We start from the raw sequence: 15,931 nt of genomic DNA on the forward strand, positions 1-15,931 counted from the left end.
GGGGGGGGGGGGGGGGCGCCCCCCCCCCGCCCCCCCGCGGCGGGGGGGGGGGGGCGCGGGCGGGGGGGGGGGGGGGGGGGGGGCGCGGGGGGGGGGGGGGGGGCGGGGGCGGGGGCGCCCCCCCACGGCTCGCCATGAGCATGTCCGGCCTCGGCGGGTCCTAGTCCTCCCGCACCGGCCGGTACACGCTCACGTCCGCGCCCGTCTTCGCGGTGACGGTGGAAACGTGTTCGAGCGGGCGTTTCATCCCGTCCTCGGGGAAGATCGTCTTACCGCCGCCGAGGATCACCGGCATCCGGATGAGCTGGAGCTCGTCGACCAGGCCCTCCGCCAGGAGCGTGCGGACGAGGGTGGGGCTGCCCATCATCGCGAGGTCGCCGCCGTCGGCCGCGCGCAGCTCACGGATCCGGGCGACGGCCTCGCCGGCCGGGACGAGCGCGGTGTTGTCCCAGGCCGCCAGCTCGGCCTCGCCGAGGGTGCCGGAGACCACGTACTTGGGCAGGGAGTTCATGCGGTCGGCGAACGGGTCGCCCGCCCGCTCGGGCCACGCGCTGGCCATCGCCTGCCAGGTGCGGCGCCCGAACAGCAGCGCCTCGGCGGTGGAGAGCCCGGCCGCGAACGCGCCGCCCACGACCTCCGGGTCGAAGTACGCGTGGGACCAGCCGCCGTGCGCGAACCCTCCGTCGGTGTCCTCCTCGGGACCGCCCGGCGCCTGCACGACGCCGTCCAGGCTGATGAACTCACTGATCACGATGCGCATGGGACTCACTCCTCGTCGCTGTCTCGACCACGTCACGCGCTCTCGGCCGCGTCGCACGCGTCCGGGCCACACCGATGAAGACCGGCGGCCCGCCCGGGAATCATCGCGCCTCCCGGCCGCCACGGTGTGACGCGCCGCACATTCAGGCACACCTCCGGGTCGACGGCCACCCCCGGCCATCCACGTTCCGACCGAGCACCCCACCGATGAACCCGGTCACCCATTCACACCCGCGGCGCGGGCCCTTCCGATCTCCGTGCGCGGTACACCGGGCGCAGACCGGTGACCTGCCCGAATGCCGGGCCCCCTCCCCCTTCCGGCCTCCCGCCTGACACCCGTTCACATCATTTCTGACGCTCCATCAGAGAGCGGCCTCGGTCATGTGCCACTTACCTCGGAAGGGCAGGGGTGCGACCGACGCTGCGGCACTTGGGGGTGCCGCGGGCCGTGCCCCCTCGGAGGAGCTGGCACGATGCGACGTACGGCCCGTCTGCTGACCGGTACCGCGCTCGCCGTCGCCGTCGCGGGGCTCGCCGCCGCGCCCGTGTACGGCGGGGACACCGGGAGCCTGGAGGTGTTCCCCTCCAGCGTCGTCCCGGGCGCCGACGTCACCGTCAACACGGCCGCGTGCGGCTCGGACGGCACCGCGAGCGGGGACGCCGACGCAGTGGGCGGCGGTACCTTCACGCTCGCCGCCAGCGCGCACGAGCACGACGCGATCGGCCAGTTCCAGGTTCCGCCGAGCGCGCAGCCGGGCACGTACGAGATCGTCGCGACGTGCTCCCACGGCCGGCGCGTCACCGGCGACCTCCTGGTCACGCTGGAGGCCACGCGCGAGCAGGTCCAGCCGCGCGGGCATGTGGACACGGGTGTCGGCGGCGCGCTGGGCCCCGACCCCGTACAGACCGCGGCGGGAGTGGCGGCGCTGGCCGTCGCCGCCGCGGGCGGTACCTGGCTCCTGCATCGCCGGGCGAGAGGCGACGGGATCTGACGGACACCCTCCGCTGTCCGTCCGCCGGTACCGCCGTCCCTCCCCCTCCGTGGCCCGACGCCCCTCGCGGCCCGGAGGGGGACGGGACCGGCACTGTCAGCACACCCCCGGCCGCGTCGCGGGCGCCGGCCGGTCCCGCTTTCGGAAGGGAACCCCGTGAGGAGGCTCGCGTGCGCCGGGTCAGCAATGCCGTCATAGCGTCGGTCACGGTCGTCGCCCTCTGCTCGGGCGCCTGGCTGCTGGGCCACGGCGCCGAGGCGCACCCGCCTCCCCAGCCGTCCTCGGCTCAGGCCACGGGCCCCGGCAACCGGGCGCGGTCCGCCGCCCCCGCGATGACGCACTCCCCGCCGGACCGCATCCGCATCCCCGCGATCGGCGTGGACGCCCCGCTGATCGGCCTCGGCCTCACTCCGCAGGGCAGCCTGGACGTGCCGCCCGCGGAGAAGAAGAACCTGGCCGGCTGGTACGAGGCGGGGACCAGCCCCGGTGAACGCGGCACCGCGATCGTGGCCGGGCACGTCGACAACGCGGAGGGCCCCGCCGTCTTCTACGACCTGGGCTCGCTCCGCAAGGGCAGCACGGTCGAGGTGGACCGGCTCGACGGCAGGACGGCCGTCTTCACCGTCGACTCCGTCGCCGTGTACGACGCCCGCTCGTTCCCCGACGCGAAGGTGTACGGCGCCGCGAACCGGCCCGAGCTGCGGGTCATCACCTGCGGCGGCGGCTACTCGCAGACGACGGGCTACCAGGGGAACGTGGTCGTCTTCGCCCATCTCACGGGCAGCAGCCACTAGGGCGTGTGCGAGGCCGCCAGGGCCTCTCCGGAACCACCCGGGCCTGTCCGGCCGTTCCCGTCCGGCGGGCCCTGGGCCGCCGGTTCCGGTGCCGCGGGTTCAGGCCAGCCACTGCTGGTACGCCAGGTTCGCCACCAGGGCGAACACCACCGTCAGCAGGACCGCCCGGACGAAGCCGCTGCCCTGCTTGAGCGCGGTCCGTGCCCCGACCATGCCGCCCGCCAGATTGAACACGGCCATCAGGGCGGCCAGTTCCCAGAACACCGTGCCCTTCCACGCGAAGGTCGCGAGGGCGCCCGCGTTGGTGCAGCAGTTGACGATCTTGGCGGTGGCGGAGGCGGTCACCAGGTCGAGGTGGAGCAGCGCGGTGAGCGCGAGCACGAGGAACGTGCCCGTGCCGGGGCCGATGAGACCGTCGTAGAAGCCGATGCCGAGGCCCGCCAGGCCGATCGCGGCCAGGACGCGGCGGGCGCTGACCGGGGTGGTCGGCGGCGCCGTTCCGAAGGCGGGCCGCAGGATGACGAACGTGCCGACGGCGAGCAGCACGACCATGACGACCGGCTTGAGCACGTCGGTGCTCAGCCCGGCCGCGACGAACGCGCCGGCCGTCGAGCCGGCGAGGGCCGCGAGGCCGATCCGTACCGCCAGGCGCACGTCCACGGGTGTCTTGCGCGCGTAGGTGACGGCGGCGCCCGTGGTGCCGACGATCGCGACCGCCTTGTTCGTGCCGAGCGCGTACGCGGCCGATGTGCCGGCGGGCAGCCCGAGCAGCATGGCGGGCAGCAGGAGCAGCCCTCCGCCGCCGACCACGGCGTCGATCCAGCCGGCCGCCAGGGCGGCGGCACAGAGCACAAGAATCATGGTCAGCGATATGTCGGGCATGATCGCGACCCTAAGGGACGGATGCGTGCGCGCTGCACGGACCCCGGAAGGCTTGAGCGATTCCAGAGGTTCGCCCGGGCCGGTTCCGCCGCGTCGGTCCCGCCGGGCCGGTCCGGCAGGTCGGTCCCGTCGGGTCGGTCCGGCAGGTCGGCCACCTCGGGACCGTCCCCTCAGGCCCGCCCCCTCAGGCCCGTCCCCTCAGGCCGGTCCGGGTCAGTTCACCGAGTCCAGATAGCGCAGGACCGCGAGGACCCGGCGGTGGCCGGTGTCCGAGGGGGGCAGGTCGAGTTTCAGGAAGATGTTGGCGATGTGCTTCTCGACGGCGCGCTCCGAGACGGTCAGCGCGGCGGCGATCGCGTGGTTGGTCCGGCCCTCGGCCATCAGGGCGAGGACCTCGCGCTCGCGCGGTGTGAGGGCGTCGAGGGCACGGCCCCGGCGGCTCGCGCCGAACAACTGGGAGACGACCTCGGGGTCGAGGGCCGTACCGCCCGAGGCGACCCGCTCCATGGCGTCCACGAACTCGCCGATGTCGACGACGCGTTCCTTGAGGAGGTACCCGAACCCGGCTGGGTTGCCGAGCAGTTGGGCGGCGTACGTGGTCTCCACGTACTGCGAGAAGACCAGCACCCCGGTGCCGGGGTGCTCCGCGCGCAGCCGCACGGCCGCCCGGATGCCCTCGTCGGTCTGCGTCGGCGGCAGCCGGATGTCGACGACGGCCACGTCCGGCCGGTGCTCGGCGACCCGGGCCAGCAGGGACTCCGCGTCGCCCACGGCCGCCGCGACCTCGACACCGCGCAACTGGAGGAGCTGGGCCAGGCCGTCCCGCAGCAGGGCCGAGTCCTCGGCGATGACGACGCGCATGGGGCTCCTGTCCACCGAGGTCAGCAGGGCAGTTCGACGGTGACCACCGTAGGCCCTCCGGGCGGGCTGTCGCAGGCCAGCGTGCCGTCGACGGTCCGCACCCGGGCCAGCAGACCGGTCAGGCCCGAGCCCGCGCCGATCACCGCTCCCCCGCGGCCGTCGTCGCGCACGCTCAGCCGCAGGAACCCGCCGCGGGCCGTCACCGTGACGCTCGCCCGTGTGGCCCCGCTGTGCTTGGCGGCGTTGGCCAGGAGTTCGGCGGCGCAGAAGTAGGCGATCGACTCCAGCGCCGGGATCGGCCGGGTCTCGATGGCGGCGCTCACCTCGACGGGCAGCGCGCTGTCCGCGGCGAGGGTGGCCAGTGCCGTGTCCAGACCCTGGTCCAGTACGGGTGGATGGATGCCCTTGACGAGGTGGCGCAGGTCGGCGATGGCCTGCCGGGCGTTGCCCTGCGCGGTGTCGACGACGGCGAGCAGCCGGTCGGCGGGGGCCCCGGCCCCGATCAGCTCCCTGATCATGGTGAGGTGCATCGCCAGCCCCACGAGCCGGGCCTGGGTGCCGTCGTGCAGGTCGCGTTCGATGCGGCGCAGGGTCGCCGCGGCGTCGTCGACGGCCTGCGCGCGGGTCTCCTCAAGGGTGCGGATCCGCCGGTCGGCGGGGTCGGGGCCGAGCAGCGTGGCGATCCAGGACCGGTGCGGGGCGAGCGCCTGGCGCAGCAGCCAGGCGGCGCTCGCGAGGAGCAGGAGGCCGAGGGCCACCGGGACGAGCCAGCGCGGCCAGGTGTCGACCTGGAACCCGAAGAACTCCAGCGACACCCGGCGCTCCGTGCCGTCGGCCGCCCGCCGGGTGTCGTAGTTCCAGTGTTCGAGCACGGGGTGGAGGGTGAGCAGGACGCCCCAGACGTAGCCGATGACCACGGCGACATAGCCGAAGACGGCGGTGAAGGGTGTGGCCAGCGCGCAGGCGACGGCGCGCCAGCCGCTCCGGTCGGCCAGCAGGGACCGCCGCCAGCCGAGCGGCCCGGTGCCGGGGCGGCGCTCGGGTTCCTCGATGTCCATCCCCAACAGCCCCCGTGCCAGGACGCGTTGGAGCCTGCCGAGGGCGAGTGCCCCGCGTACGGTGACGGCGATCAGCCACAGCCCGAGGGTGGTCACGGACAGCGCGCCGCCGACCAGCAGACCCACGAGGGTGAGGACGAAGCCGATCAGCGCGAGCGGGAAGGCGATCAGCGCGTAGAGGAGGGCCGCCAGGGCTCGCCGCCCGAAGGGGGAGCCCAGTACGGCGCGGAGGCGTCCCGGTGCGGCGGGGAGGCGTCCCGGTGCGGCGCGGAGACGGTTCACGGGGTCCAACCTAGGTTCATCCTCACCGGACTAGGAGAGGAGCGCCGCGGCGAGGCGGAGTTGGACGGCGGCCATGGCGCGGCCGGCCCACGGCATGATCAGCAGGAAGCCGACGCCGCCGACGAGGGCGTGGAAGGCCCAGGCTCCGGCGAACGTGGGGCCGCCCCAGGAGTTCGCGTAGTCGGAGCCGGCGCGCAGGGGCCAGCCGAGGTTCATCGGCACGACGAGCCAGCCGTAGCCGGTGATCACCAGGACGAACAGGTTGAGGGGCGTCGCGAGGAGCCCGTGGGCGAGGCCCTTCAAGGGCGCCCGGGAACCGGTGCCTGCGGGAAGGCCGAGGAAGCGGTGGGCGAGCGCCCGCTGCCATCGGCCGGTGGGCGCCCCCAGCAGCGACAGGGGGACGCAGGCCAGCCCCACGGGCGGGGCCAGCAGCGCGTACGCGACCCGTCGCCAGGTGTCGGCCCTGAACGGCTCGCGGACGAACCGCGGTACGCGTTGCTCGGACTGGGGCGTGCGCATCGTCGCCATGGTGGGGTCCCTGGTCGTGGGCGGGTGGGGTGGGTCCGGAGTTCACCGGACGGGGTCGGGGGGTTCCCGGGTCCGGCGTTCCCGGGTCCGGCGTTTCCGGTCCCGCGTTCACCGGACCGGGGCCGGGGGCTGGGGTTCCCGAGTCCGGCGTTCACCGGACGGGGGCCGGGGGTTGGGCTTCCCGGGTCCGGGGGTTCCCGGGTCCGGTGTTCACCGGCCGGATCCTGGGGTTCCAGGTCCGGCGTCGGGCGTTCCCGGGCGAGGTCCGCGGGTCGGGATTCCGGGGTGCGGACTGGCGTTCCCGGACGTGGTCCGGCCCGTAAAAGGATTCCGTCCGACGGCGCCCCGATCGATCGTGCCCGCACGTGGACCGGGGGTTCGGTCAGCCCCACCCCCGGCCCTCCACCCGACCCTCCCCGCGGACCCTCCGGGCCTCACCACAGCCTCCTCACGCCCCCCTCCGGTCCCCCTCCGCAGCCCTCCTCGGGCCCTCCCCTGCCCCTCCCCTGACCCTCACACCACCGCCCCGCGCTCGCTGAGGGCAGCGTTCCTCCCGGGAAACAGGGGTGATGCCACCGGGTAACACCGGCACCGCACGGTGTGGTCATGACCTCGAATACGCGTGTGGTGGTGACCGGCTCCGGCCTCGCGGGTGTCCGGCCCGCCCGGGTCGCCGGCGTCGACCGCTGCGCGCGGACCGTGCGCCGCGCGGACGGTCCGGAGATCGCATACGACACGCGGGTCCCGGCCGCCGGCTCCGACCCGGTGCCGCCACCGCCGCGCGGACCGTTCGGTCCCGACCACGAACTGCCCCAGGACGCCCACGCGTTCCGCGCGATGCACGACTGCCGGGGCCTGTCGAAGGCGCCGCGTCCGGCGGTACGGGCGGTCGCCGCCGACGGGGTTCTCGTCGACGAACCCGGCACCGTCGGCGAACCCGGCACCGTCGGCGAACCCGGCACCATCGGCGCGCTCGCCCGCGCCGGAGAGGGCGCCGAGCCGCTCCCCGCGGACGGCGCTCCCCCGCTCCACCCGCTCACCAACGACGGAGGCTCCTGATGACTGCCGCCCCGGGGGCCATCCCCACGATCGTGCTCGTCGGCCACGGGATGGTCGGCCAGCGCTTCCTCGAAGCGCTCGCCGAACGCGGCCTGACCGCCACGCACCGCGTGGTCGTGCTGTGCGAGGAGCCGCGCCCCGCCTACGACCGCGTCGCCCTCACCTCGTACTTCTCGGGGAAGACCGCCGAGGAACTCTCCCTGACCGACATGGAGTTCATCCGCGAGCACGGCATCGAGCTGCACGTCGGCGACCCGGCCGAGTCGGTCGACCGGGCCGCGCGCACCGTGACGGCCCGGTCCGGTCTGACGGTCGGCTACGACACCCTCGTACTGGCCACCGGCTCCTTCCCCTTCGTCCCGCCGGTCCCCGGCAAGGACGCCGAGGGCTGTTTCGTCTACCGCACGATCGACGACCTGCTCGCCATCGAGGCCTACGCGAGGTCCCGGGCGACGACCGGGGCCGTCGTCGGCGGCGGTCTGCTGGGCCTGGAGGCCGCGGGCGCGCTCAAGGGCCTCGGACTCACCAGCCACATCGTGGAGTTCGCGCCCCGGCTGATGCCGGTGCAGGTCGACCAGGGCGGCGGGGCCGCGCTGCTGCGCACGATCGAGGAGATGGGCCTGTCCGTCCACACGGGTGTGGGCACACAGGAGATCATGGTCGGCGAGGACGGCGCGGTCACCGGCATGAAGCTCTCCGACGGCTCCGAACTGGCCACCGATCTGGTGGTGTTCTCCGCCGGTGTCCGCCCCCGCGACCAACTGGCCCGCGCCTGCGGTCTGACGGTCGGCGAGCGCGGCGGCATCAGCGTCGACGAGCAGTGCCGTACGGTCGCCGACCCGCGGGTGTTCGCGATCGGCGAGTGCGCGCTGGCGGCGGACGGCCGGGTCTACGGGCTGGTGGCGCCGGGCTACGAGCAGGCGGAGACGGCGGCGGCGACCATCGCCGAGGACGAGAGGGCGTTCACGGGCGCGGACCTGTCCACCAAGCTCAAACTGCTGGGTGTCGACGTGGCGTCCTTCGGCGACGCGCACGGCACCACCGAGGACTGCCTGGACGTCGTCTACTCCGACTCCCGCGCGGGCCTGTACAAGAAGCTGGTCATCGGCCGGGACGGCACGCTGCTCGGCGGCATCCTGGTCGGCGACGCGGAGGCGTACGGAACGCTGCGCGCCTTCACCGGCTCGGTCCCGCCGGTCTCCCCCGAGTCCCTGGTCCTGCCGGCCGGCGCGGGCGGCCCGGTGCAGCTCGGCCCGTCCGCGCTGCCGGACGAGGCGGTGATCTGCTCCTGCCACAACGTCACCAAGGGCACGATCCGCGGCGCGGTGACCGAGCACTCCTGCACGACCGTCCCCGAGGTCAAGAAGTGCACCAAGGCCGGTACCGGCTGCGGCAGTTGCGTCAAGGTGCTCGGGCAGCTCGTCACCGCCGAGCTGGAGGCGAGCGGCGTCGAGGTCGACAAGGGGCTGTGCGGCTGCTTCGGACAGACCCGCGAGGAGCTGTACGAGATCGTCCTGGCGCTCAGGGTCACCTCGTACCGCACCCTGCTGGACCGGTACGGCCGTGAGGACGCCCGCGGCGGTGACGGCTGCGAGGTCTGCAAGCCCGCCGTCGGCTCGATCATCGCCTCCCTCGCGCCCACGATCGGCGCCGACGGCTACGTCCTGGAGGGCGAACAGGCCGCGCTCCAGGACACCAACGACCACTTCCTCGCCAACCTCCAGAAGAACGGCTCGTACTCGATCGTGCCGCGCATCCCCGGCGGCGAGATCACTCCCGAGAAGCTCATCGTGATCGGTGAGGTGGCGCGGGACTTCGGGCTCTACACGAAGATCACCGGCGGTCAGCGGATCGACCTGTTCGGTGCGCGGGTGGAGCAACTCCCGCTGATCTGGGCCCGGCTGGTGGACGCCGGCTTCGAGTCCGGGCACGCGTACGGGAAGTCGCTGCGGACGGTGAAGTCCTGCGTCGGGCAGACCTGGTGCCGGTACGGGGTGCAGGACTCGGTCCGGATGGCGATCGACCTGGAGCTGCGCTACCGGGGTCTGCGGTCCCCGCACAAGCTGAAGTCGGCGGTGTCGGGCTGTGCCCGCGAGTGCGCGGAGGCCCAGTCGAAGGACTTCGGCGTCATCGCCACCTCCAGCGGCTGGAACCTGTACGTCGGCGGCAACGGCGGCGCGACCCCGCGCCACGCGGACCTGCTGGCGCAGGACCTGTCGGACGCCGAACTGGTCCGTCTCATCGACCGGTTCCTGATGTTCTACATCCGCACCGCGGACCGTCTGGAGCGCACCTCGACCTGGCTGGAGCGGATTCCCGGCGGCCTCGGCCACGTCCGCGAGGTGGTCGTGGAGGACTCGCTCGGCATCTGCGAGGAGCTGGAGTCGCTGATGACCGCGCATGTCGCGAACTACCGGGACGAGTGGGCCGAGACCATCAACGACCCCGAGAAGCTGGGCCGGTTCGTGTCCTTCGTGAACGCCCCCGACACCCCGGACCCGGTCGTCGGCTTCGTCCCCGAGCGCGACCAGATCAAGCCCGACCTGCCCCTGCTCACCATCGGCACCCGACCCTTGGAAGGAAGTGCCCAGCGATGACCCTGGCGCCCGAGACGACCCGGCCGGCGACGGCCCTCACGCTCCAACTCCTGCTGGAGAAAGGCTGGTTCACGGTCTGCGAGCTGTCCCTGCTGACTCCGGGCCGGGGCGTCGCCGCCCTCCTCCCGGACGGCCGCCAGGTCGCGCTGTTCACGGACCGCGCGGGACGCTCGTACGCGATCGACAACCGTGATCCGTTCACCGGGGCCGCGGTGCTCTCCCGCGGTCTGACCGGTACCCACCGGGGCCGCCCGTTCGTGGCCTCCCCGCTGCTCAAGCAGCGCTTCGACCTGGAGTCAGGGCGGTGCCTGGACGACGAGGACGTACGGGTGGCGGCGTACGAGGTGCGAGCCGCCTGACCGGGCCCGTCCGACCGGGCCGCGACGGACCCTCACCCCGGGGTTCCGGCCCCGGGGTGCGCGGCCCTCAGCCCTTGAGACCCTCGTAGACGACGCCCGTGAGCCGCTCCGAGGCGGCCCAGAGCAGCTCCGCGCGGGTGTCGTCGCGGGTCCGGCGGGCCCGCCAGGAGGTCGAGGGCGAGCCGCGCCACATCGCGAAGGACGGTCCGACGAAGGTGTCGGGCCGTACGCCGGGCGCGGTGGCCGCGTACAGCGTCGGCAGCGCCCCGGCCTCGGCGCTCTGCCCGAGGACGCGGTTGCCGATCTCCATCAGCCGCTCGGCGCCCTTGCGCCCCTCGAGCCGGGGCCCGGCGGTCTGGAGGTTCGTGGAGGCGTACCCGGGGTGCGCCGCGGCCGCGACGACCTCGGACCCGGTGACGGCCAGCCGCCGCGCGAGCTCGTGCGTGAAGAGGAGGTTGGCGCTCTTGGACCGGCCGTAGGCGACCCACTTGCGGTAGGTCCCCTTCTCGCTGTTGAGGTCGTCGGGGTCGAGGTCGGCCAGGGCGTGCATGAGGCTCGACACGGTGACGATCCGCGCGCCGGGGGTCGCCGCGATCGCCGGGAACAGCAGCCCGGTGAGCGCGAAGTGGCCCAGGTGATTGACCCCGAACTGCGTCTCGAAGCCGTCCACCGTCGTCGCGTACGGCAGTGCCATCACGCCCGCGTTGTTCACCAGCAGGTCGAGGCGGTCGTACGGGAAGGAGTCCGCGAACTCCCTCACGGACGCGAGGTCCCCGAGGTCGAGCCGGCCGGACTCCACCTCGGCGCCGGGAACTTCGGCGGCGATCAGCTCGGCCGCCGCCCTGCCCCGCGCCTCGCTGCGGCAGGCGAGCACCACCCGGGCCCCGTGCCGCGCCAGCTCGCGCGCGGTGACGAGCCCGAGCCCGCTGTTGGCCCCGGTGACAACGGCAACCCTCCCCCGCTGCCCGGGTATGTCCCGCGCACCCCAACCACCCATGCCCGCTCCTCCCTCTGCCTCGCCCCACCCTACGGACACCGTTCCGCCCGGCACACAGCCCTCCGGACCAGCCGACGCACACGTTCCTGACGGCGTCGTCGTCCGGGGTCCGGAGGGCCCCGGGACGGGTCAGGGACGGTTCCCGCCGCGGGACCGTCGGAAGAGCGCTACGGCGACACCACCGGCCAGCAGCAGCGCGCCGGCCGCCCAGGTCGTCCAGCCGCCGCCGAGTCCGGTGCCGGCCGGCGGCCAGGACCCTGACGCAGGGCCGCCCGAGACGGAGCCGTCCTGCGTCAGCCGCAGGGTCAGCGGCGCGCTGTCGTTGGAGGCGTCGGGGTCGAACCCCTCGAAGAACTCCTGCGTCTGGATCTGGCCCGTGGAGACGGCCGGGGTACGGGGGCCGATGGCGAAGGTGAACGACAGGAGGTGTCTGTCTCCCGGGGCGGGGTCGCCGAAGTAGCACTCGTAGGTGGTCCAGCCCAGCCGGGGTCCGTGGTACGACCCGTCCGTGCCCGGCGGGTAGCAGTCGCGCGGGATCTTCGTGGCCTTCGTGCCCGGCGGCAGCTTGACGAGGACCGTGAGGCCGGTCTCGTCGTCCAGGAGGTCCTCCACCAGCGCCGGCCCCCGGTCGACCACGGTGACGTGCAGCGTGGCGTGACCGCCGCGCCGCCCGGTGGCGGTGTCCCCGGTGACGGCGAAGTCGGCGTGGTTGACGCTGTCGACGTAGGTGGTGAAGGACGGCTCGTGGTTCCCGTCGGACGGCGTCGCGCCGTCGGGGACCAGGGTCAGCGGGGTCCCGGGGCCGTTCGCCGGGGCGGCGTCGGAGAGCGGGGTGACGACGTAGTAGATCTTGTCGTGCAGGGCCTCGTCGCCGACCTTGACCCGCAGCGGCGACGACAACGCGTACTGCCGGCCGGGCTCCACCGGGGTGGGGAAGTCGCACAGGGTCTCGTGCACGATGTGCCCCCCGCGGCTGCTCGCGGACACGTCGCGGCAGTTGCCCCAGGAGCCCTGGAGGTGCAACCCGGCCGTTGTGTCGATCCGCAGCTCCACCCCCTGGGCAGCCGGGAGTTGGCCGGTGTTCCACACGTCGAGCGGAAAGGTCAGCATGTCGCCCGGCACCTGGTCCATCTGCTCTGCCGACTCGCTCACCTTCAGCTGCGTCTTGCCGTTGGTGAGGGTGACCTGGTCGCCGGTGACGGTGGCGTCCGACGCCGTGCCGGAGACGGTCAGGGTGCCGCTGCTGCCGATGGCCGCACCGGGCTTCGGGACCAGCGTGATGGCGTGGTAGTCCGAGGTGGCGGACGCCAGGTCCAGCGTGCAGAGGTCGCCCTCGCAGTGCTCCGACGGTGCCGGCTCGGCGAAGTCGGCGACTCCGGACAGGTCGACGGTCAGGTGGACGTGGTGTGCCGCGCCCTCGCCCGCCACCTTCCACCGGTAGGCCACGAACACGTTCGCCGGCTCCGTCCCGATGAAGAGCTCGTGCTCGACGAACCGGACCGTCATCCCCCGTGCGCCGTCCGCCGCGTCGGCGCGGGCCGGACCCGTGCCGAACAGCCCCGCCATCAGCGCCAGCGCGCCCACCGCCGTCGCGACCGCGCGCACCCATGATCTTCGTGCCATCCGACCGAACCCTTCCCCATGCGCCGGGAGGGTCCCGGGCCGCCGTGCTGCACAGCGGTGACCCGCGAGGTACGGAAAGGGTTGCGGCCGCCCGGGATCAGGTGTCCGCGCCTGGTCAGCGGCGTACCTTGGCAAACTCCGCAGACCATGCCCGAAAGGGCGACACCCCCGCACAGGGTGTGCGGCTGTCCCCCTGAGCTGGGAAGTCAGCCCTTCCCTCACGCCTGAGGGCACTCTCAGGGCACTTAGCGGAGTTTTCACGCTCTGCGCGTCAATTGCGCAGGCCGATGGCTCCGTGTCCCGCCCTGCCTCTACCGTAAGCGTTACCTGAGCAGGCCATTGAGCTGGGCGAACGCACCTTCCTGCTGCCATCGGGCGAAGTAGCCGCAGACCGTGTTCCAGTGCGGGAATTCGTGCGGAAGATAGCGCCACTGAATCCCGGTGCGGTCCGCATACAAGATCGCATCCATGATGCCGCGCAGGTCACACTCGGGTGGCCGACCGAAGTCCAGGGCGCGGCCGCGGCGCTCGAAACGCCAGGCTGCCAGGACTGGCTCGATCAACTCCCGCCGGGAATCGGACAGATCGCTCGGATACGGGCGTCGCTGCGGCATGCTTCCGTCGTACTGCCGCGAACCGAGTGCGCCCATACGCACAGAAACGGCGGTCGAAGCGCACAACCCCGAAGGTCGGGCATCCTGGGATGAGACAGGCTTACACCCCTTTCCGTCTCCGCAATGGGGCCTTTCGCCTTTGCTCGCGGCCACTCGGGTCAACTATTGATCCGATGGCGTCGGGCGCTTCCTGCGCGAATTAAGGAAGTCCGTCACATCCCAATAGAAGGGGAGGATCTCCTTCAGGAAGGGAAAACGAATCCCCTCCTTGAATGGCTTTCTTCGAGCAAGATTGACCAGTCCCCAAAAGAGGGCAACTATTCCAATCAAGGTGTAAACGAGCACCCAATAGGCGAAGCAGACCACCCCTGCCACGGAATAGACGATGCCGTAAAGGATGACTTTGACGATAGCGTTGACGCAAGAATCTTCTAGTAGGTCTGGCATAACCTGGCCACTCCCGCTGACGCGCCTGTACATGCAGGTAATCTGGGCCAAATTCCATTCGATCACTGTGAGCGAACGGTCGCAACTCGGACCCTCGGTTCACCTCCCCGAGCCGTCCAACGTTGAGCCGGTCATCGTGTCTGGGCAGACCCCATGGACGCACATCCCGTTGGCAAATCCCTGAAACGCAGAAAAGCCCCCAGTCCGAAGGCCGGGGGAGTTCTACCTCCCACCGACCCTGGACACTCTGTCCGGGGTCGTTCATTTGTCAATTTGCGCTGGACCCCGTCTTCACGAGGGCTCCTCTTCTCGTTCACGTCTCAACCACATAAGATCCGCAGCAGCACGAACCCTGAGGGGGCGCATCTGTATGTTGCAAACGATCATAGAACGTTACACGGCAGGGCAAAGGTCTTCGTCTGTGCCGTACTGGTCGGCTTGTTGGCCAGCTTCATCACCGTGGGGTTGAGCCACGACGACGGGCCGCCAGCCTACGCGAAGAGCTACACCGGAACGTATGACGGTCCGGGAGCAAGGCATAGGTCAGCACACGAACAAGATGCTGGACTGTGACGCCGAGATCGGCAAATGGTGCGCGGAGAAGCACCCGGAAGACCCGGACGATTGCTCGAACAACGTGCACATCGATGGCGACGACCGCAACGTGGGGAAGGGACAGTAATGAGCGAGGAACGGCGACAACTCGATTCTTGGGCAGCGATGCCTTCTGCGTTCTCCGGCCTGAAGCCGGAGGACTTCACAATCGAGGTGGGCGAGAGGCTGGAAAACGGAGACTACGATGCGACGTACTCTGTTCCTGCCGAGAAAGAGTGGCAGATAGCCAGACTGATCATGACTCTGCTGTGGACCCCGGCAACGTGTGACTCCGTGCGGCTTTCCAAGACCAAGGACATGGTAAGTATCACTGTCCGGTATCCCGGTTACATGGCTGATCCCAACGGGAAGAGCCAGAGCGTGTTCTGACCCCAGACACGACGAAGAGCCCCCGGCCAAAGCCGGGGGCAGTTCCAGTCGGCAAGGACTGACGCGTGTTCCCAAGTAACAGGAGACGCCAACACCACCGCGTCTGGCAGTGGTTGTGTGTTCTCGAAGCCAACGACGGATGTTGCGTGTACTGCGGCAAGCCGTCCGAGACGATGGATCACGTCATCCCGTTCTCAGACGGAGGAGCAGACGACATGTCGAACCTCGTGCCGGCCTGCCATAGTTGCAACTTGAGTAAGAGCGACAAGACTCCAATGGAATTGCTCATTGGATGGGATCTGCGCTACCGGTGGAGGGGGAGCGGCACAGCTCAGAAGTCAGACCTCAATGGCATGAGTCTTCGAGACATGTACCTGTCTGTGCATGAAGAAGCGCTAGGGCTGCTCGATGATCTCGACACGGTGGCAGCCGAAATAGCAGACCCCGCACGCCGGTCGTGGTTCCTCTGGGCAACGCCCTGGAGCTACCCCTCTGTCCTGCGCGTGAGTTGGTACCGCACGTGCTACGGCGAGAAGGTTGCACAGGCCAAAGCGGAGAGATGGCCGGACGTGCGTCCCGAATGGTTCAAGCGGAGCAGTTCCTGAAAATAGAGAAGAGCCCCGGCCGAAGCCGGGGCTCTTCTATCTCTCACCTGAGGTAGACCCCTCTAGCTCAGTCATTGGGGGACTCGCCTGGAGGCGAGCAGTCTCCGTAGTGATCCTGTAACGCGCTGCGCTCCCCCTCTGGAGAAGAGGAGCGGACAACTGTCGGGCGCCTACAGCTCGTCGAGTGAGGTGACTAGCGCGGTTGCAGTCTTCAGGTCCTCGTGTCGCTGGGCGACTTCACCCGCGCCGAGCGGGGCGAGGACGAGGCCGGCGAGCGCTTCCCATGGAGTTTGGGGGTACAGGACCGTGAGGACCGTGAGGACGGGGACCAGGACACCGGGGACGGCCAGCAGTCGGACGCCGTGACCGGAGAGGAATTCCTGCATGTGGGCTCCTTAGAGGTCGTTCACTGCGGGCCCTGGCGCTCCGGTGACTGTGACCATCACCAGCGCCAAACCGCGACCAGCCCGAAGTCCGAGCCTCGAACAAG

General features: G+C 71.3%; 16 protein-coding genes and 1 pseudogene. 7 read left to right on the forward strand and 10 right to left on the reverse strand.

The annotated features are described in order from the left end of the window. Nucleotides 1-160 precede the first annotated feature (160 nt). On the reverse strand, nt 161-760 hold the full coding sequence (locus ACFRIC_RS09885; protein WP_382782129.1) for a dihydrofolate reductase family protein: 600 nt from the start codon (nt 758-760) through the stop codon (nt 161-163). Between the two features lie 472 nt (nt 761-1,232). On the opposite strand from ACFRIC_RS09885, the gene ACFRIC_RS09890 reads away from it, so the two are divergent. Further along, a complete protein-coding gene (locus ACFRIC_RS09890; RefSeq protein ID WP_382782133.1) occupies nt 1,233-1,751 on the forward strand; it encodes a hypothetical protein in 519 nt (172 codons plus the stop codon). A 170-nt stretch (nt 1,752-1,921) separates the two neighbouring features. After that, nucleotides 1,922-2,545 carry a class F sortase gene (locus ACFRIC_RS09895; protein ID WP_382782136.1) on the forward strand — a complete coding sequence of 208 codons (624 nt, stop codon included), beginning with the start codon at nt 1,922-1,924 and terminating at the stop codon, nt 2,543-2,545. A 99-nt stretch (nt 2,546-2,644) separates the two neighbouring features. On the opposite strand, the gene ACFRIC_RS09900 is transcribed toward ACFRIC_RS09895, so the two are convergent. The 4 genes from ACFRIC_RS09900 to ACFRIC_RS09915 form a co-directional block, all read right to left on the reverse strand. Continuing rightward, nucleotides 2,645-3,427: a sulfite exporter TauE/SafE family protein gene (locus ACFRIC_RS09900; RefSeq protein WP_382782139.1), complete on the reverse strand. Its 783-nt coding sequence runs from the start codon at nt 3,425-3,427 to the stop codon at nt 2,645-2,647. Nucleotides 3,428-3,640: 213 nt separating this feature from the next. Beyond that, nucleotides 3,641-4,288 (reverse strand): response regulator transcription factor, encoded by a 648-nt coding sequence (locus ACFRIC_RS09905; protein WP_382782142.1) that lies wholly within the window; start codon nt 4,286-4,288, stop codon nt 3,641-3,643. Between the two features lie 20 nt (nt 4,289-4,308). Continuing rightward, a complete protein-coding gene (locus ACFRIC_RS09910) occupies nt 4,309-5,628 on the reverse strand; it encodes a sensor histidine kinase (protein ID WP_382782145.1) in 1,320 nt (439 codons plus the stop codon). 30 nt (nt 5,629-5,658) lie between these two features. Beyond that, nucleotides 5,659-6,147, reverse strand: coding sequence for a hypothetical protein (locus ACFRIC_RS09915; protein ID WP_382782148.1), 489 nt, complete (start codon nt 6,145-6,147; stop codon nt 5,659-5,661). Nucleotides 6,148-6,762: 615 nt separating this feature from the next. On the opposite strand from ACFRIC_RS09915, the gene ACFRIC_RS09920 reads away from it, so the two are divergent. The 3 genes from ACFRIC_RS09920 to nirD are packed head-to-tail and all read left to right on the forward strand — an operon-like array spanning nt 6,763 to nt 10,171. Further along, nucleotides 6,763-7,215: a hypothetical protein gene (locus ACFRIC_RS09920; protein ID WP_382782151.1), complete on the forward strand. Its 453-nt coding sequence runs from the start codon at nt 6,763-6,765 to the stop codon at nt 7,213-7,215. Further along, nucleotides 7,215-9,812, forward strand: a complete 2,598-nt coding sequence (nirB, locus tag ACFRIC_RS09925) for a nitrite reductase large subunit NirB (RefSeq protein WP_382782154.1) — start codon at nt 7,215-7,217, stop codon at nt 9,810-9,812. Before ACFRIC_RS09920 ends, nirB begins: the two co-directional genes overlap by 1 nt. Continuing rightward, the gene (gene nirD / locus ACFRIC_RS09930; RefSeq protein ID WP_382782157.1) at nt 9,809-10,171 is read left to right on the forward strand and encodes a nitrite reductase small subunit NirD; all 363 of its coding nucleotides are present in this window, start codon (nt 9,809-9,811) and stop codon (nt 10,169-10,171) included. Before nirB ends, nirD begins: the two co-directional genes overlap by 4 nt. Nucleotides 10,172-10,238: 67 nt before the next feature. On the opposite strand, the gene ACFRIC_RS09935 is transcribed toward nirD, so the two are convergent. The 4 genes and pseudogenes from ACFRIC_RS09935 to ACFRIC_RS09950 form a co-directional block, all read right to left on the reverse strand. After that, nucleotides 10,239-11,168 carry an oxidoreductase gene (locus tag ACFRIC_RS09935; protein ID WP_382782160.1) on the reverse strand — a complete coding sequence of 310 codons (930 nt, stop codon included), beginning with the start codon at nt 11,166-11,168 and terminating at the stop codon, nt 10,239-10,241. 129 nt (nt 11,169-11,297) lie between these two features. Continuing rightward, nucleotides 11,298-12,791 (reverse strand): hypothetical protein, encoded by a 1,494-nt coding sequence (locus ACFRIC_RS09940; protein ID WP_382782788.1) that lies wholly within the window; start codon nt 12,789-12,791, stop codon nt 11,298-11,300. A gap of 210 nt (nt 12,792-13,001) precedes the next feature. Continuing rightward, nucleotides 13,002-13,405: pseudogene (locus tag ACFRIC_RS09945) on the reverse strand (transposase); the annotation flags it as partial. A gap of 162 nt (nt 13,406-13,567) precedes the next feature. Beyond that, nucleotides 13,568-13,885 (reverse strand): hypothetical protein, encoded by a 318-nt coding sequence (locus ACFRIC_RS09950; protein WP_382782162.1) that lies wholly within the window; start codon nt 13,883-13,885, stop codon nt 13,568-13,570. A 648-nt stretch (nt 13,886-14,533) separates the two neighbouring features. Here ACFRIC_RS09950 and ACFRIC_RS09955 point away from each other — a divergent pair. Both ACFRIC_RS09955 and ACFRIC_RS09960 read left to right on the forward strand, forming a co-directional pair. After that, a complete protein-coding gene (locus ACFRIC_RS09955; protein ID WP_382782165.1) occupies nt 14,534-14,836 on the forward strand; it encodes a hypothetical protein in 303 nt (100 codons plus the stop codon). Nucleotides 14,837-14,982: 146 nt separating this feature from the next. After that, entirely contained in the window at nt 14,983-15,441 is a 459-nt protein-coding gene (locus ACFRIC_RS09960; RefSeq protein ID WP_382782167.1) for an HNH endonuclease, read from the forward strand. Nucleotides 15,442-15,611: 170 nt separating this feature from the next. On the opposite strand, the gene ACFRIC_RS09965 is transcribed toward ACFRIC_RS09960, so the two are convergent. Further along, the gene (locus ACFRIC_RS09965; RefSeq protein WP_382782173.1) at nt 15,612-15,827 is read right to left on the reverse strand and encodes a hypothetical protein; all 216 of its coding nucleotides are present in this window, start codon (nt 15,825-15,827) and stop codon (nt 15,612-15,614) included. Nucleotides 15,828-15,931 lie beyond the last annotated feature (104 nt).

It is taken from the genome of Streptomyces sp. NPDC056738 (assembly GCF_042790435.1).
Taxonomy (GTDB): Bacteria; Actinomycetota; Actinomycetes; order Streptomycetales; family Streptomycetaceae; genus Streptomyces.

Bases quoted from the DNA above. Each gene is read 5' to 3' on its own strand.
- ACFRIC_RS09940 (WP_382782788.1), bottom strand. From the start codon at position 12,791: ATGGCACGAAGATCATGGGTGCGCGCGGTCGCGACGGCGGTGGGCGCG.
- ACFRIC_RS09935 (WP_382782160.1), bottom strand. From the start codon at position 11,168: ATGGGTGGTTGGGGTGCGCGGGACATACCCGGGCAGCGGGGGAGGGTT.
- ACFRIC_RS09890 (WP_382782133.1), top strand. From the start codon at position 1,233: ATGCGACGTACGGCCCGTCTGCTGACCGGTACCGCGCTCGCCGTCGCC.
- ACFRIC_RS09905 (WP_382782142.1), bottom strand. From the start codon at position 4,288: ATGCGCGTCGTCATCGCCGAGGACTCGGCCCTGCTGCGGGACGGCCTG.
- nirD (WP_382782157.1), top strand. From the start codon at position 9,809: ATGACCCTGGCGCCCGAGACGACCCGGCCGGCGACGGCCCTCACGCTC.
- ACFRIC_RS09950 (WP_382782162.1), bottom strand. From the start codon at position 13,885: ATGTACAGGCGCGTCAGCGGGAGTGGCCAGGTTATGCCAGACCTACTA.
- ACFRIC_RS09885 (WP_382782129.1), bottom strand. From the start codon at position 760: ATGCGCATCGTGATCAGTGAGTTCATCAGCCTGGACGGCGTCGTGCAG.
- ACFRIC_RS09900 (WP_382782139.1), bottom strand. From the start codon at position 3,427: ATGCCCGACATATCGCTGACCATGATTCTTGTGCTCTGTGCCGCCGCC.
- ACFRIC_RS09915 (WP_382782148.1), bottom strand. From the start codon at position 6,147: ATGCGCACGCCCCAGTCCGAGCAACGCGTACCGCGGTTCGTCCGCGAG.
- ACFRIC_RS09955 (WP_382782165.1), top strand. From the start codon at position 14,534: ATGAGCGAGGAACGGCGACAACTCGATTCTTGGGCAGCGATGCCTTCT.
- nirB (WP_382782154.1), top strand. From the start codon at position 7,215: ATGACTGCCGCCCCGGGGGCCATCCCCACGATCGTGCTCGTCGGCCAC.
- ACFRIC_RS09965 (WP_382782173.1), bottom strand. From the start codon at position 15,827: ATGCAGGAATTCCTCTCCGGTCACGGCGTCCGACTGCTGGCCGTCCCC.
- ACFRIC_RS09920 (WP_382782151.1), top strand. From the start codon at position 6,763: ATGACCTCGAATACGCGTGTGGTGGTGACCGGCTCCGGCCTCGCGGGT.